This is a genomic window from Vicinamibacterales bacterium (genome assembly GCA_041659285.1).
GTDB lineage: Bacteria > Acidobacteriota > Vicinamibacteria > Vicinamibacterales > UBA2999 > 12-FULL-67-14b.
Genome location: JBAZYO010000018.1, coordinates 18353 through 34016, shown reverse-complemented (window position 1 = coordinate 34016; position 15664 = coordinate 18353). Strand labels below are relative to the sequence as shown.

Here is a 15664-nt window from a genome sequence, read left to right as displayed (position 1 = left end):
CCTCACCGACAAGCCATCGACTCCAGCCTGCCGCTCGCACCTGCCTCCGGTTGTACGCGCTACGGCGCGAGTTTCTTCCGTTCGTCCAGGAGATAGGCGCGCAGCGCCGCAATTGCCGGCTTGTCGAGCTCGGCGAAACGCGGCATGCCGCGTTCGACCAGCGACCCATCAAGAATCTTCTCGAGGCCCGCATAGACCGCCGCCGTTGACCTCCGCAGGTCCGGCAGGATGGTGGCGCCGCCATGGCAGCGCACGCAGTAGGTCGCGAAGATCTTCGAGCCCGCCGCAATTTCGTCCGGGCGCGCGTTGCTGGCGATGGCCGTCACCTGCCGTGGCCGCGGCTTCGACGGCAGCGACGCCGTCCCGCCGATCGCGAAGGTCAGCAATCGCCCGAAGCTCCGCGCCTTCTTGGGGAACGCGCCGCCCCACCCCGCCATCACCGAGACGTACTGCTTCCCGTCGATCGCGTAGGTGATCGGCGGCGCGACGATGCCGGTCGTGGCCCACGACGACCACAACTGCTTCCCGGTGGTGGCGTCGTAGGCGATGAAGTCGCCGGCGGCGGTGCCCTGGAAGACCAGGTTGCCGGCGGTCGCCAGTGTGCCGCCGTTCCAATACGCGCCATACTCCGCCGTCCATCGCGGCTTGCGCGCGACCGGGTCCCAGGCGATCAGCCGGCCCTTGTAGGGCACCTCATACTTTTCGGCGTTGCGGCCGATCGGCGCGAGGCCGAGGTTGTATTCGAGCGGCTTGTACTCGAACCCCTCCTGCTTCTCGTAGTAGCGGCCGTTGTCTTGCGCCGGCAGGTAGACGAGACCCGTACGCGGGCTGAACGACATGGCCTGCCAGTTGTGGCCGCCGAGCGGCCCCGGCCGGATGTAGGTGCCCTTCTCCGCGTAATCGGCGCCGGGGATCTCGATCGGCCGTCCGGTCTTCAGGTCCACGTGGGATGCCCAGTTGACCTCCACGTATTTGTCGGCGGACAGCAGCTCGCCGGTCGCGCGATCGAGCACGTAGAAGAACCCGTTCTTGGGCGCCTGCATGATCACCTTGCGCTGGCGCCCGCCAATCGTGAGGTCGGCCAGCATCATCGGCTGCACCGCGGTGTAGTCCCAGGTATCCCCCGGCGTGGTCTGGTAGTGCCACACCAGCTCGCCGTTGTCGGGATTGATCGCGAGGATCGACGCCAGGTACAGGTTGTCGCCGCCGCCCGGGCTGCGCAGGTGCCGGTTCCAGGTCGCGCCGTTGCCGGTGCCGACGTAGAGCAGGTTGATCTCGGGGTCGTAGACGATCGAATCCCAGACCGTGCCGCCGCCGCCGTACTTCCACCAGTCGTTGCCCTTCCACGTCGGCAGCGCCTTGTCGAGGGCCTTGTTCTCCTGCGGCTTCGACGGATCGCCGGGAACGGTGTAAAAGCGCCACGCCAGCTTGCCGGTCTCCGCGTCGTACGCCGACACATACCCGCGCACGCCGTACTCGGCGCCGCCGTTGCCGATGATGATCTTGCCCTTGGCAATGCGCGGCGCGCCGGTGATGGTGTAGGCCTGCTTCTGATCGACCGTCGCGGTTTGCCACGCGACCTTGCCGCTCTTGGCATCGATGGCGACGAGCCGGCCGTCGAGCACGCCGACGTAGACCCGGCCCTTGTAGAAGGCGGCGCCGCGGTTCACGACATCGCAGCACGCCAGCGCGTCGTACTTCCGGTGCACCTCGGGGTCGTACTTCCAGAGCTGCTGGCCGGTCCTGGCGTCGATGGCATAGGTGACGCTCCACGACCCGGTCGTGTACATCACGCCGTCGATCACGAGCGGTGTCGCTTCAAGGCCGCGATCCGTCGCGGTCTCGAACGACCACGCCAGGCCGAGCTTGGCGGCGTTGGTCTCGTTGATCTGATCGAGCGGGCTGAAGCGCTGCTCGTAGTAGTCGCGCCCGTACGACAGCCAGTCCTGGTTCCGCGCCTCCGCCTTCGCCAGCGCCGCATCGTCCACCGGGGCCGGGGCCTGCTGCGCGGTGACGAGCGCGACGAACACGACGACGAGAGCGGCGATGCTTGCGGTGATCGGGCGAGCCATCGGTGAACCTCAGCGCTTCAAGCGCGGAATGAACTTGGTGAGCCCCTGGATCGGCCCCACCTCGCCGGCGTAGACGTTGCCCTGGCCGTCAACGGCGACGCCTTCGCCCATCGACCCGTAACCGCCCATGCCCGAGGCCTGCTTCGACACGTGTTCGGGCACGAAGTACCACACCTCGCCGGTGCGCGCGCTGCCGACGCGCAGACCCTTGCGCCAGCCCGGGTTGTAGTTGTCGTCCGACTCCGAGTCGATCGCGTAGAGGGTGTCGTCGCGCGTGATGACGAGCCCGCTGATGCGGCTGAACTGGTACCACGTGTCGAGGTGCTTGCCCTCCTGGTCGAAGATCTGGATGCGGCGGTTGCCGCGGTCCGCCACGAACAGGCGCCCCTTCGAGTCGAACGCCAGCGAGTGCGGCCCGCGGAACTGCGCCGCGCCGAAGCCGAAGGTGCCGAAGGTCTTGATGAACTTGCCGTCGGCCGACCACTTCGAGATGCGGCCGATGGCGCCCGGCTGGTCCGCCGTGTCCAGGTACTGCGCGTTGTGCGCCTCGGCCACGAAGATGCTGCCATCGGGCGCGATGATCGCGTCGTTGGGCTCGGTGAGCTTCGCCGGCGGATCGCCGGCTTCACCCGGCGTGCCAATCGTCAGCAGCAGCTTTCCCTGCGGGCTGAACTTCAGGACCGTGTGGCCTTTGCCCGCCGCATCCGGAAACTGCTTCAGCTCCGCGGCCGTGGCCGAGCGGGCATCGACCACCCACACGTTGCCCTGCTTGTCGACGTCCATGCCGTGGGGCCAGAGAATGAGCCCGGCGCCGAGGCTCTGCACGACCTTGCCGGCCGGATCCAGCTTGACGATGGGATCCACTTTCGAGCCGGCGCAGGAGTTGGCGCCGCAGCGATCGCCGGCCCAGATGTGCTTGCCGTCGGCATCGACGCTGATCGCGCTGACCGAGCCCCATTTCCGTCCATCGGGGAGCGTGCCCCAGTTGCGGACGGTTTCGTACGGGTTGGGAAGGTTGTTGATCGGCGTGACCTTGGCGTGCTCGGGCGGCCCCGACGCGCCGCGTGGCGCTTGAGCGGCCAAGGACACCGAGACGACGGCAGCACAGACGATCGCAGTGGACCACACTCTCATGGGATACCTCGCGTGGCCTGCATTGTGCTCGTCGGGCAGCAACGAATCAAGGGTCTTCCGGCGCTCGATTCTCCAGTCGTGAGGGGACGAGCTCCGCGATGTCGAAACTCGAGGGGTTTTCGAATCGGCAGGACCACCGATCCAGGGCCACTTCGTACGCCGCGGCCACGGCCACCTGCGCGGAGACCGGCGGTGGCCGCAGGCACTCAACAGGAGGACTCCCGTGCCTGCCAGCCACCCGGCGCGAGCGCGAAGCGCGTTCACTCCGGAACTATCTGCCCGTGCGAACGCGCCCGCGCGCGGCGCTACTTGTCGTCGCTGCTGCCACCAGCGGCGGCGACCATGGTCGGCCGGCTGATCGTCGGCGGGGCTTCACGCACCGCGCGCTGGAGCATCTGGATGGTCTTGCCGGGCGAGGCCATGGTCATCGTGCTGTCCATGATGCCGACGTAGTAGCGCTGGCCACTCACGGTCTCAACCACGAACGCGCGCGCGGCTTCCTTGCTGGACTGGATTCGCGTGATCTCCGTGAGCGCGATGCGCCAGCTGTAGTTCGACGACTGAAAGGTCAGCACGCCATCGAGGAGGGTGAGCCGTCCCCAGGTGTTCCCGGTCAACTCGGCTTGGTTCGATGAGGCGGCCATCCAGGAAGCCCGGGTGTCGCGGGACTGCGCCTGTGCGGTGGTGGAAGCCGCTGCCAGCAGCACCAACGCGAGTGTCAGGTTGAAGGTCCATCGAGCGAATTTGTTGGCGTTCATGTCGGTCACCTGCCCACACACATAGCAAGTGAGCTGCCACTTCCGACAGATCGCGAATTTTGGCCGAAGAAGGCCAGAAACAGCTGTTTTTGGCCCTAATCTCCAAGTCCAGCTCGATCAACGAAACCGTAATCGACATGACAATAATGACTGTCGTATCAATATAGAACAAACAAAATCAGATATCGAGGCAATTTCTTGTTTAAATACATGAAAACAAACCACTTAGTCATTAGTGTCCTGTATTAGAACCAAGAGTCTGGACTTGGAACGCGCCGGGGCACCAGGGCCTCCTAGACGAGCGTCAAACCGGCCAGCGTCTTGAGGTCCACGATCTCGCCCGAGGCCACCAGGCCGCGCGCCTCGCCGACCGTGAACGTGCGCGGCTCGATGTCCTCGTCCTCGTCTTTCTGCACCGTCGAGTCCGGCGCGGGGGGACGCAGCTCCTCGCAGAGGCAATAGGTCATCTCCTCATCGCAGAATCCCGGCGTCGGGTAATAGCCTCGCAACCGCGTGACTCGTCCTGGCGCCAGCCCGATCTCTTCCTCGCATTCCCTTGCCGCCGCGGCCACCAGGTCCTCGCCGGGCTTGAGGGTCCCCGCCGGCAGTTCCCAGATCCACCGATCGATGGCGTAGCGGTATTGGCGGATGAGGATGATCGATCCGGGTTCCGGCACCGGCAGCAACACGACCGAGCCGGGATGCCGCACCAGTTCCATGTCGATGGTATGGCCGCCGGGCAGCGTGACGCGATCGATCTCGAGGCGGAAGATGCGTCCGCTGTGGACCACGGTGCGCGACAGCAGGGTGGCGGATTGGCTGTCCATGCGTTCGCTCACTGCGGCTTGGATTCGACCAACCACTTGAAGGCCGCCCGGATCTCGTCCGGCGGCACGCGATGGCCGCCGTCGTACTCGTGATACGTGACGTCGTAGCCGTCGGCCTTCAGCTTCGGGACGTAGACCCGGGCCGTCTTGTCGATCGGCATCTGGGTGTCGTTGACGCCGTGCGCCATGAAGATCTTCGGCTTGCCTTGATTGCGGTAGGGGACCATCTGGCCGCCCATCAAGATGATCAGGTGATTGAAGCTGTTGCCGTAGGCGAGGCCCATGGAGAGCGCGTAACCGGCGCCGTCGGAGACGCCGCCGAGCGCGACGCGCGTGGTGTCGATGTCGACGAGGCCGGCGACGTGGCGATACGCCGGCCCGAGGTAGCGGACATCGTCGTCGAACCCGGGAATGGACCGGCCCCAGGTGAGCCCGCGCGATTCAGGGGCGATCATGATCACGCCGAACTCCTCGGCCAGCGGGAACATGCCGCGCACGCCCTCGCCGGTGCCGGCAAAGCCGTGCAGCATCATCATCAGCGGCATCGGCACGCCGGGCTGGTAGCTCTTGGGCACGTAGAGCGTGCCGTCGCGGTCGTCGTCCGAGATCCCGAGGCGGCTCTGGCCGTAGGGGACCGCCGCGGGTGCCGGCTCCTGCGCGGCGAGCGGCGAGCCGTGCAGCAGGCCCACGGCGCCGGCGGCACTCAACGAAATGAAGGCGCGTCGATTCATGGGCGGCACGTTACTACACTCCGAAGGTCGGGGCGCGCGGCGTGACCGCTATGTTAGGCTGATCGGCATGCCGCACCGTCGATGTCCAGCCTTGCTGGTGATGATGCTGGCGGTTGCCGGCGCCAGCGCAGGGTCCGCTCAGCAGCCCGCGCCTCCACCGCCACTCAAGCTTGTTCTCGAATCTGGTGAAGACCTCGGGCCCGGCAGGATTGCCGTGGCTCAGGGTGTCACGGCGGCGGCGCTCGCGCGCTTCGCGGTCGAGGGCCTTGACGTGGCGCAGCCGGTCACCGTCGTGGTGTCGTCGGGCGACATCGCGAAGCCGGTGAACGTCGTGATCGTGAAGGACAACTTCGACGAGCCCGAGCAGCACGCCACTACCGGCAGCGACGGCACCGCCACCATCCAGCTCCGCACGCACGGCGACTTCGGCATCGGCGTCAGCGCCCCCGGCGGCGCGGCAGTGCCCTTCATGCTGGCGGTTTGGGCGGGCGACATCACGCCGCCCGAAACGCAGTCGTTTCTCGCGCCGGTGGCGAACTACGACGCCGCGACGCTGGCCAGGTTGAAGACGACCGCGGCCGCCACCGATGCCGCGCCCGCCGCCGCGCCGCCGGCCGGCGTGAGTGTGTTCGCCTGGGCAGGCCTCGCCGTGGGCGCGGTGGCCGCTCTCGGCTTGGTGTTCGTCGGCGTCGGGATGCTGCGCCGAAAGCAGGGAGGACAGTAATGCGCCGCGCGATTTTCGTTCTGCTCGTCCTGGTGGCATTGCCGGCGGCGGCACTGGGCCAGCCCACCGATCCCGCCACGGCGCGGACCGAGCCCGCCATGCGCCAGGTGCCGGCCCGCGCGGCGGGCTTTGGCGCCTCGGGCCGCAACGTCGGCGAGATGCGGCGCATCGACCAGAGCGACTTGAACCGGATGATCGACCAGCAGCGCGGCAACCGCGCCGGCGAGATGCGGGAAATCACGCCGCGCGATCTCGAGATCATGCGCCAGGACCAGCGCAACCGGGAGATCGATCCGTTCCGCCGCAACGACAACGTCCAGCAACTCGAGCCCGGCCGGGACATCCCGACACCCGAGCAGGCGCGGGAGATGCAGCGCCGATCGGCGGAGGTCCAGCGGCAGGCCGAGGAGAACTTCCGGCGCGCCGCCGACCTCGACCGGCGCACGTCCGAGGCGCTGCGTAACTCGATGGAGCGCAGCCGGCAGATGTTCCAGGGCGCGCTCGATCGCGGTCTGGCCGCGGCGACCACCGCGCTGGAGGCCTGGCAGATCCTGCACCCGAGCGATCACACCTGCCTGTCGAACACCTCGCCGGCGGCGATGCCGATCGTGCCGTCGATGTGCGCGGGGTCGGCGGAGTGCGCGTCGTGCTATTCGCAGGCCTACGGCCGCCTCGACCGCACCCGCGGCAACCTCGAGAAGCTGCGCTGCATCTACAACTGGAACAAGGAATATTCGGAGCGTGCCAAGTCGTTCGGCGACAACGTCAGCAGCGTGCACGCCATCTCCGGGCTGGCGTGGCAGCAGGAGCGCCGCAAGATCGAGCGCGCGGTCGATCAACTGGGCGGCTCGTACGACGCCAAGTACCGCGAGCTGCTCGGCTACGTGCGCGAAGACCTGGCCAGCATCGGCGCCTGCGAAGCGCGCTTCTTCGACAACCCCGACTGGTCGGTGCGCTACGGCTTCATGTTCTACGGCTTCCTTGAAGACCGCTACCGCCGCTGATCCCTACCGCGACAGGATCACGAACTCGACGCGGCGGTTCAGCAAGCGGTTCTTCTCGGTGTCGTTCGGCGCAATCGGTTGCGACTCGCCAAACCCTCGCGACCGCAGCCGGGCGCCGGCGATGCCGGCCTTGGCCAGGAAGGCCACCACCGCGGCGGCGCGGCCCTCCGACAGCTTCAAGTTGAACGCGTCGTCATCCACCGTGTCGGTGTGCCCGCGAATTTCGATCCGCATCGCCGGCATGTCGCGGAGCAGCGTGGCGAGGCGGTCGAGTTCAGCGCGCGACTCCGGCAGCAACTCGGTCTTGGCGGTGTCGAAGAAGATGTTGTTCAGGCGGATCGGCACGTCCGTGGCGATGGGGATGAGGACCAGGTTGCGCTCGTAGCGCTGTTGGTCTTTCGCCTGCCTGAGGTCGATGCGATCGCTGATCGCGATGTAGCCGGACGCCGAGGCGCGAAAGCCGTAGTCTTCGCCAATCGGCAACGCGATCTGATACTTGCCGTCCTGCGGGTTGGCGCCGGCCTGGCCCGCCAGCTGGGTGTTCTTCAGGAACTCATACAGGATGCCCGCCGGCACCGGCTTGCCGGCCGGGTCGGTGGCCGTTCCGTAGACGAAGGCCACCGGCAGCGGCCGCATGGCCGCCGGCAACTCGAACTCGTAGAGATCCTCCTTGCCGCGCTCGCCCAGCGACATGAATGCCATCCGGCCGGTGGCGTCCACGGCCAGGTTCATGTCCGCCTGTTTGGTGTTGATGTCGGCGCCGAGGTTCTGCGGCGGCGACCACTTGAGCCAGCTGTCATCGAGCCGCCGCGACATCCAGATGTCGTTCTCGCCGAGCCCGCCGGCGCGGCCGGAGGAGAAATACAGCGTCTGGTTGTCGGGCGCGAGCCAGGGCGAAATCTCCTCCTGCGGCGAATTGAGGGTGGCGACGTTGGCCGGCTTCGACCAGCGACCGTCGGCCTGGATCAATGAGATGAACAGGTCGCGGCTGCGGTTCTGGCTCTCGCTGTTGACGAGCGAGAGGATCAGCGCGCGGCCGTTGGGCGCGAGGAAGTAGTCGCTGCGGACACCGGCCTGGTGCGCGTAGCCGATCACCTTCAGGAGCTGCGGATCGCTCCACGCCGCGCCGCGGCGCCGGCTGAAGCCGATGACCTTGTTCTGGTCGTCGCGCGCCGGATCCGGGGCGACCAGCGGGGGCGGCGCCGCTTTCGAACCCGGTGCCGCCGCCTTGAGCACGTCCAGCAGGTTCACGTTCGGATCGATCTGCTTCGCGAAGTCGCCGAACGGATCGCCGGCCTTCCAGGTGCCGACCAGCAGCGTGTTGCCGTCCGGCAGCGCGGTCACCACGCCGGAGTTCGACACCTCGTTGTTGAGGGGCGCGGCTTGCCGCTGCGCCGGTCCCCAGGATCCATCCGGCTGGCGCGTGGACTTGAACACCGTCTGCTTGACCGGCCCGGCCGTGGCGAGTTTCGGCGCGGCGGCGCGGTTCTGCCTGATCACGTCCTCCAGCATCTTCCGCTGTTCGGGCGGCAGCTTTTCCAGCTGCGCCTCGAGCGTCTTGAGGTTGGCTTCGAGTTCGCTGGTGACGCGATCGCCCATCGCGGTGTCCACACCTTCGCGGATGAACCACAGCGTCTGCCCGTCGGGGCTGATCACCGGCAGCAATTCGCGATGGGTCGTGGTGTTGACGGTGGGGCCGAGCGGCCGTTTCTTGGCGGGCCCCTGCGCGTAGACCGGCGCGCACAGCGTTGCGAACAGGATGACGGCCGTCGCCAGCTTGAGCATGGGCCCAGTGTGGCACAGCCCCGCCCGCCGTCGTCTACTTGTCGTCTTCGTCGTCTTCGCCGTCTTCGTCGTGGTGGGTTTCTTCGGCGATCGACACCCGCGCGAACACGGTCTCGCGGATCTCCGGTGGCGCCAGCTCGTAGGCAATCGCTTCGAGGTCGGCGGGAATCGGCGCCGTGAATTCCATGCGCTCCCCGGTCCGCGGATGCGTGATGACCAGCCGCTCGGCGTGCAGGAACGGGCGGGTCAGCCTCGTCACCGCCTTGAGCGGATGCGGCACGCGCCGGTGGACGCCGCCGTAGAGCGAGTCGCCGACAATGGGATGGCCGATCGCGCTCAGGTGGACGCGAATCTGGTGCGTGCGTCCCGTCGCAATCGCCACGCGCAGCAGCGTCACGCCCTGCAGGTCGCGCGACCAGGTCACGCGCGTGATGGCGTCCCGCGAGCGGCTGGCGCGCGTCGACATCTTCACGCGGTTCTTGGGGTCGCGGCCAATCCTGGCGTTGATGCGCTTGCGCTGCTGCACCAGCCCCCAGGCCAGCGCCACGTATTCCTTCTCGACCTCGCGGTCGTGGAACTGCCGCGTCAGCTCCCGGTGCGCGTCGTCATTCTTCGCCACCACCATCACGCCCGAGGTGCCCTTGTCGAGCCGATGCACGATGCCCGGCCGGATCTCTCCGCCGATGCCGCTCAGGTCCTTGACGTGGTGGAGCAGGGCATTGACCAGCGTGCCCGACGGATTGCCCGCCGCCGGATGCACGACCATGCCGGCCGGCTTGTTCACCACGACGATGTCGGCGTCGTCGAAGAGGATCTCGAGGGGGAGGTTCTCGGCTTGCGCCGCGGTGGCCGTCGGCGCAGGCAATGCCACCGAGATCACGTCGCCTTCGCGGATGTCGGAGTTGGCCTTGGCCTGCTGGTAACGCGAGTGGGTGACGTGGCCCTGTTCGATCAGCCGCTGGATTTGCGATCGCGAGTAATCCGCGATCTCGCCGGCCAGGAACCGGTCGAGCCGGTCGCCCTGGTTGTCGGCGTCAGCGGTGAACTGCACGGACGGCAGCGCGGGCCGCGTCACGGCGGGCGGTGGTGGCGCCGGCGCCGCCGCGTCACCGCGCTTGCGCCGGACCTTCGTTCCTGGTCCCTTACCCTGGCTCATGCAAACCGGGGTTTCCGGGGACCGCGCGTGGCATCCGCTGTTTCAGGTGCGGCCGGACGATTGGCGCGGCTCAGGTACCACAGCATGACCAGGCTCAGCGGGGCCAGCACGACCGAGATGAACTGCGACGTCGACAGCATGTCGAACACCAGCCCGCGATCGTCGCCGCGGAAGAACTCGATGATGAAGCGGAGCACCGAGTAGAGGAAGGCGAAGCTCCAGAACGTACGGCCGGCGAACGAGCCCGGGCGCTTCTCGAGCGCGAGCAGCGCGACCAGAATGACCAGGCCGGCGGCCGACTCGTAGAGCTGCGTCGGGTGCAGCGCCACGTTGAGCGGCGTGCCGACGTTGAAGTTGGCGGCGGGGTCGGTGAAGGTGATGGCCCACGCCACCTCGGTCGGCTTGCCGTAGCAGCAGCCGGCCATCAGGCAGCCGAGGCGGCCCACCATGTAGCCGAGGGCGATGCCGGGCGCGAACAGGTCGGCCGACGGCCACAGCGCCAGCCGGTGCTTCCGCAACTGGTAGATGCAGACGACGATGGCGGCGATCAGGCCGCCGTAGAAGACGCCGCCCGATCGCAACAGCGTGGTGAACTCCTCCCAGCTGCTGGTGAAGTGCTGGTAGTCAACGATGAACAGCAGCGCCTTGGCGCCGACCAGGGCGGCGATGATCACCCAGATCAGCAGGTCCATGATCCGGTTGCCGTCGATGCCGGCGGCGCGCGCGCGCTTCACCGCCAGCCAGAGGCCGGCGAGATACGCGGCGGCCAGCAGCACGCCGTAGGAGTAAATGGTGATCGGCCCAGCGTTAAACAGAATTGGATGCACGGCGTCCCAGCCCAAGAATATCGAGAATCATGAAGATCACGCCCACCGTGATGGCGGCATCGGCCACGTTGAAGGCCCAGAAGTGCCACCCGTTCCAATAGGCGTCCACGAAATCCAGCACGTAGCCGGCCGTCGCCCGGTCGATCAGGTTGCCGACGGCGCCGCCGAGCACGCCGGCAATGCCGATGCGGGCCAGCCGATCGGCCAGCGGCACGGTAGCAGCGTACCATGCGACGCCGCCCAGGGCGATGAGGGCGACCAGCGACAGCACCACCGTCTTCAGCGGAAAATCCACCGAGTTGAGCATGCCGAACGCCGCGCCGGTGTTGTGCACGCGGGTCAGGTCCACGTAGCCGGGGATGACGACCATGCTCTCGTGGAGCGCGAGCGCCGGCCGGACCAGGGCCTTGGTGATCTGATCGAGGATCACCACGGTCACCGCGACGTAGAGTTCGAGGCGACGTGAAGCCAGCACGCCTACCAAAAGGTCACGGCCTGAAATCGGGCCGCGACAACGGAGCGGCCATCTTGGTGTTCGAAGCAGTTCATTAGAGACTCACCGGCTCGGCCAGGGCTTCGACGCAGCGCGGGCACAGGCCGGCGCGATCGGGTTGCTGGCTCACGTCGGGAACGTAACGCCAGCAGCGCTCGCACTTGATGCCGGTGGCGAGCTCGACAGAGACAGCAAAAGGTCCAGAGTCAAGTTCCACTTCGGACACGCCAAAAAGGGTCGGCAGGAAGTCCGCAGAGTCCGCGAGCCACTTGGCGTTTTCCCCGTCCGCGGTTACCCGGACTTTCGCAGACAGGTTGGCGGTTATCGTCTTGTCCTTCCGCTTGGCTTCCAGTTGGAGATTCACCGTGTCCCGATACGCCGCCAAGGCATGGAAACGTTCGATCAACGTCTCGTCCTTCCACTGCTCGAGGCCGGTGGGGAACAGCGCCATGTGCACCGAGGCTTCACGATCGCCCGGCAGCATCCGCCACAACTCGTCCATCGTCACCGAGAGGATGGGCGCGAGCAGGCGGGCGAGGCCGTCAACGATGATGAACATCGCGGTCTGGCCCGAGCGACGGGCTTCCGACCTGGCGCCGAAGGTGTACATCCGGTCCTTGGTCACGTCGATGTAGAACGCGCTCAGGTCCACGGTGATCAGGTGGTTGGCGGCCTGGAAGATGCCGGGGTAGTCGTAATCCTCGTAGGCCTTGACGATCCGCTCGGCGGCGTCGGCGTACTTCGCCAGCGCCCAGCGGTCGATCTCCTGCATGCGCGCCTTCGGCAAGACGTCGTCTTTGGGATCGAAGTCGTAGAGGTTCGCCACCAGCACGCGGATGACGTTGCGGATCTTGCGATACGCCTCGACCGTGCGGGCGAGGATCTCCTTGCCGATGCGGATGTCTTCGCGGTAGTCCACCATCGACACCCACAGCCGCAGGATCTCGGAGCCGCCCTGCTTGATGATGTCCTGCGGCGACACGGTGTTGCCGATCGACTTGGACATCTTGCGGCCCTGCTCGTCCATGACGAAGCCGTGCGTGAGCACCTGGTTGAAGGGCGCCCGCCCGCGCGTGCCGATGCCGACCAGCAGCGAGCTGTGGAACCAGCCGCGGTGCTGGTCGCTGCCTTCGAGGTAGATGTCGGCCGGCCAGTGATGGTCGGCGCGGAAGGGCAGCACGGCCTCGTGGCTCGAGCCCGAGTCAAACCACACGTCGAGGATGTTGCCCTCGCGCTCGAACTCGGTGCCGCCGCACTCGGTGCAGGCCATGCCGGCCGGCACGAATTCCTCGACCGGCCGTTCGTACCAGGCGTCGGCGCCGTAGACGTCGAACACCGCCGCGGCCTTGTCGACGAGCGCCTTGGTGAGCACCGGGTGGCCGCACTTGACGCAGTCCATGGCCGGGATCGGCACGCCCCACACGCGCTGGCGCGAGATGCACCAGTCGGGCCGGTTGGCGATCATGCCCTCGATGCGGGCCTGGCCCCACGACGGGATCCAGCGGGTGTCGTTGATCGCCTTGAGCGCGCGCTCGCGCAGGTGCTGGGCGTCCATGGCGATGAACCACTGCGCGGTGGCGAGGAAGATCACCGGGCTGTGGCACCGCCAGCAGTGCGGGTAGGAATGCTCGAAGTCCTCACGCGACCACAGCAAGCCCCGCTCCTTGAGCGCGGCCTCCACCTTGGGGTTGGCGTCCCACACCTTGAGTCCGGCAAACAACTCGACCGACTCGTTGTAGTGCCCGCCGGGGTCGAGCGGCGCGTAGATCTCGAGGCCGTACTTGACCCCGCTGTGATAGTCGTCGGCGCCGTGGCCGGGCGCGGTGTGCACCGCGCCGGTGCCGGCTTCGAGCGTGACGTAGTCGCCGAGCACGCCCAGCGAGTCGCGCGCGTACAGCGGATGACGGAACACCAGCCGTTCCATGGCCTTGCCTTCGAACGAGGCCAGCAGAGTGTCAAAGGCCTTGCCGGTCTTCTTGCCCACGGCTTCGGCGAGGTCCTTGGCGATGATCACGGCCTTGCCGTCCACGTCGTAGGCGCCGTACTGGAAGTCCGGGTGGAACGCGATGCCCAGGTTCGACGGGATCGTCCACGGCGTGGTCGTCCAGATCAGCACCGACACCTTGCGGCCGGCGAGCGCCGGCACGCGCCGGGCCAGCTCGGCGTGGCTGTCGTCACTGAGCGGGAACTCGACGTAGATCGACGGCGAGGTGTGCGGCTCGTACTCGACCTCGGCCTCGGCCAGCGCGGTGCGGCAGTGCGTGCACCAGTGCACGGGCTTCTTGCCCTTGTAGACCATGTCCTGCTCGACGAACTTGCCGAGCGCGCGGACGATCGACGCCTGGTAGGTGAACGTCATCGTCTTGTAGGGGTCGTTCCACAGGCCGATGACGCCGAGGCGCTTGAAGCCGGTCCGCTGGATGTCGAGGTACTTCTCGGCGTAGGCCCGGCAGGCGCGGCGGAAGTCGGCCGTGCTCATCTGCTTCTTCTTCGGCCCGAGCTCCCGGTCCACCTTCAGTTCGATCGGCAGGCCATGGCAGTCCCAGCCCGGCAGGTAGGGCGCGTCGAAGCCGAGCATGTTGTGCGACTTGACGACCAGGTCCTTGAGAATCTTGTTGAGCGCCGTGCCGATGTGAATCTCGCCGTTGGCGTAGGGCGGGCCGTCGTGCAGCAGGAACGATTTCGCGCCCTTGCGCGCCGCCCGAATCTGCCCGTACAAATCCATCTCGTCCCAGCGGGCGATGGTTTCCGGCTCGGTGGTTTGCAGGTTCGCCTTCATCGAGAAGGACGTCCGCGGCAGGTTGCAGGTCTCTTTCCAGTCGGACATGGCTATCTGTCTATTGTACTGTTGAAGGGAAATGGTTCGCGAGACGGTCCTCGACAACGGTTTGAAGGTCCTCGTGCAGGAGGTCCACACCGCCCCGCTGGCGTCGGTGTGGTGCTGGTATCGCGTCGGGTCCAAGGACGAGACCCCGGGCGTCACCGGCGTCTCGCATTGGGTCGAGCACATGAACTTCAAGGGGACCCGCAACATTCCCCGCGACCAGGTGAAGGGCATCATCGAGAAATTCGGGGGGAGCTGGAACGGCTACACCTGGATCGACCAGACCACCTACCTGGAAACCGCCTCCAAGGACGCGCTGGATCGGATGCTGTTCATCGAGGCCGAGCGCATGGACGGGTGCCTCTACGACCCCGCCGACTGCGAGTCGGAGCGGACCGTGATCATCTCGGAGCTGCACGGCGGCGAGAACGACCCGGAGCAGCTGCTCGACACCGAAGTTACCGCCGCCGCCTTCAAGGTGCATCCGTACCACCACCCGACCATCGGCTGGCTGTCGGATCTGCAGACCATGACGCGCGACGACCTCTACGGCCACTATCGCCGCTACTACGTCCCCTCCAACGCCACCATCGTCGTGGTCGGCGATGTCGATGGCGATGACGTGGTGAAGCGCGTGCAGGCGCAGTTTGGCGGCATTGCCCCGGGATCGCGCCCGGCCCGCGTCCGCCAGGTGGAGCCCGAGCAGCAGGCGGAACGGCGCGTGGTGCTGCGCAAGGAAGGCACCACGGCGTACTGGAAGGCCGTGTTTCACGCCCCGGCGTTCGCCGACGAGGCGTTCTTCCCGCTGCTGGTGGCCGACGCCGTGCTCAACGGCGCCGCCGGCCTCAACATCTGGTCGATGGGTGGCGTGTCGCGGCCGCAGCGCAGCGCCCGGCTCTACCGCGCGCTCGTCGATGGCGGCCTCGCCTCCAGCGTGGGCGGGGCCCTGATGCCGACCGAGCATCCCTACCTGTATTCGATCAACGCGAGCGTGGCCGAAGGCAAGTCGCTCGCGGCCGTGGAAGACGTGGTGCTCAAGGAAGTGGAGCGCCTGCAGCAGGGCGGCATCACGCCGGCGGAGTTCGCCAAGGTCAACGCCCAGTTGCGGGCGCGATTCGTCTACGACGGCGACAGCGTGACCGACATCGCGCACCAGTTGGGCTACTTCGAAACCATCGGATCGTGGCGCGGCTATCACGAGCTGCGCGCCCGGCTGGCAGCGGTCACTCCGGAGGCCGTGCATGCCGCGGCGGTGAAGTACCTGACGCCCGCGAATCGCACCATCGGGTGGTTCGAGCCGATCACCGGGCTTGGGGCTTGAGGCTTGGT

Annotated in this window: 13 protein-coding genes; 3 read left to right on the top strand and 10 right to left on the bottom strand. The window is 67.0% G+C overall.

Annotated elements, in window-relative coordinates; all coding sequences use genetic code 11:
- Positions 1-59 precede the first annotated feature (59 nt).
- The 5 genes from WC815_21665 to WC815_21645 all read right to left on the bottom strand — a co-directional run bounded on the left by WC815_21665 (position 60) and on the right by WC815_21645 (position 5522).
- Positions 60-2072, bottom strand: coding sequence for a PQQ-dependent dehydrogenase, methanol/ethanol family (locus WC815_21665; protein MFA5911393.1), 2013 nt, complete (start codon positions 2070-2072; stop codon positions 60-62).
- 9 nt (positions 2073-2081) lie between these two features.
- Positions 2082-3206, bottom strand: coding sequence for a hypothetical protein (locus WC815_21660; GenBank protein ID MFA5911392.1), 1125 nt, complete (start codon positions 3204-3206; stop codon positions 2082-2084).
- A 305-nt stretch (positions 3207-3511) separates the two neighbouring features.
- Complete coding sequence (locus tag WC815_21655; GenBank protein MFA5911391.1) at positions 3512-3964, bottom strand: hypothetical protein; 453 nt, start codon at positions 3962-3964, stop codon at positions 3512-3514.
- A gap of 293 nt (positions 3965-4257) precedes the next feature.
- Positions 4258-4791 carry an NUDIX hydrolase gene (locus WC815_21650; GenBank protein ID MFA5911390.1) on the bottom strand — a complete coding sequence of 178 codons (534 nt, stop codon included), beginning with the start codon at positions 4789-4791 and terminating at the stop codon, positions 4258-4260.
- An 8-nt stretch (positions 4792-4799) separates the two neighbouring features.
- On the bottom strand, positions 4800-5522 hold the full coding sequence (locus WC815_21645) for a hypothetical protein (protein ID MFA5911389.1): 723 nt from the start codon (positions 5520-5522) through the stop codon (positions 4800-4802).
- Between the two features lie 67 nt (positions 5523-5589).
- Between WC815_21645 and WC815_21640 the strand changes: the two genes are divergently transcribed.
- Together WC815_21640 and WC815_21635 are read left to right on the top strand one after the other, a co-directional pair.
- Positions 5590-6246: a hypothetical protein gene (locus WC815_21640; protein MFA5911388.1), complete on the top strand. Its 657-nt coding sequence runs from the start codon at positions 5590-5592 to the stop codon at positions 6244-6246.
- Positions 6246-7250, top strand: coding sequence for a hypothetical protein (locus WC815_21635; protein ID MFA5911387.1), 1005 nt, complete (start codon positions 6246-6248; stop codon positions 7248-7250). Before WC815_21640 ends, WC815_21635 begins: the two co-directional genes overlap by 1 nt.
- A 3-nt stretch (positions 7251-7253) precedes the next feature.
- Here the strand turns inward: WC815_21635 and WC815_21630 are convergent, their stop codons facing one another.
- The 5 genes from WC815_21630 to ileS all read right to left on the bottom strand — a co-directional run bounded on the left by WC815_21630 (position 7254) and on the right by ileS (position 14338).
- Entirely contained in the window at positions 7254-9035 is a 1782-nt protein-coding gene (locus WC815_21630) for an OmpA family protein (protein MFA5911386.1), read from the bottom strand.
- Between the two features lie 34 nt (positions 9036-9069).
- Complete coding sequence (locus WC815_21625; GenBank protein MFA5911385.1) at positions 9070-10191, bottom strand: RluA family pseudouridine synthase; 1122 nt, start codon at positions 10189-10191, stop codon at positions 9070-9072.
- Complete coding sequence (lgt, locus tag WC815_21620) at positions 10188-11018, bottom strand: prolipoprotein diacylglyceryl transferase (protein MFA5911384.1); 831 nt, start codon at positions 11016-11018, stop codon at positions 10188-10190. Before lgt ends, WC815_21625 begins: the two co-directional genes overlap by 4 nt.
- Entirely contained in the window at positions 10999-11493 is a 495-nt protein-coding gene (lspA, locus tag WC815_21615; GenBank protein MFA5911383.1) for a signal peptidase II, read from the bottom strand. The genes lgt and lspA overlap by 20 nt, the downstream gene beginning before the upstream one ends.
- Positions 11494-11566: 73 nt before the next feature.
- Entirely contained in the window at positions 11567-14338 is a 2772-nt protein-coding gene (ileS, locus tag WC815_21610) for an isoleucine--tRNA ligase (protein ID MFA5911382.1), read from the bottom strand.
- A gap of 31 nt (positions 14339-14369) precedes the next feature.
- Between ileS and WC815_21605 the strand changes: the two genes are divergently transcribed.
- Positions 14370-15656, top strand: a complete 1287-nt coding sequence (locus WC815_21605; protein ID MFA5911381.1) for a pitrilysin family protein — start codon at positions 14370-14372, stop codon at positions 15654-15656.
- Positions 15657-15664 lie beyond the last annotated feature (8 nt).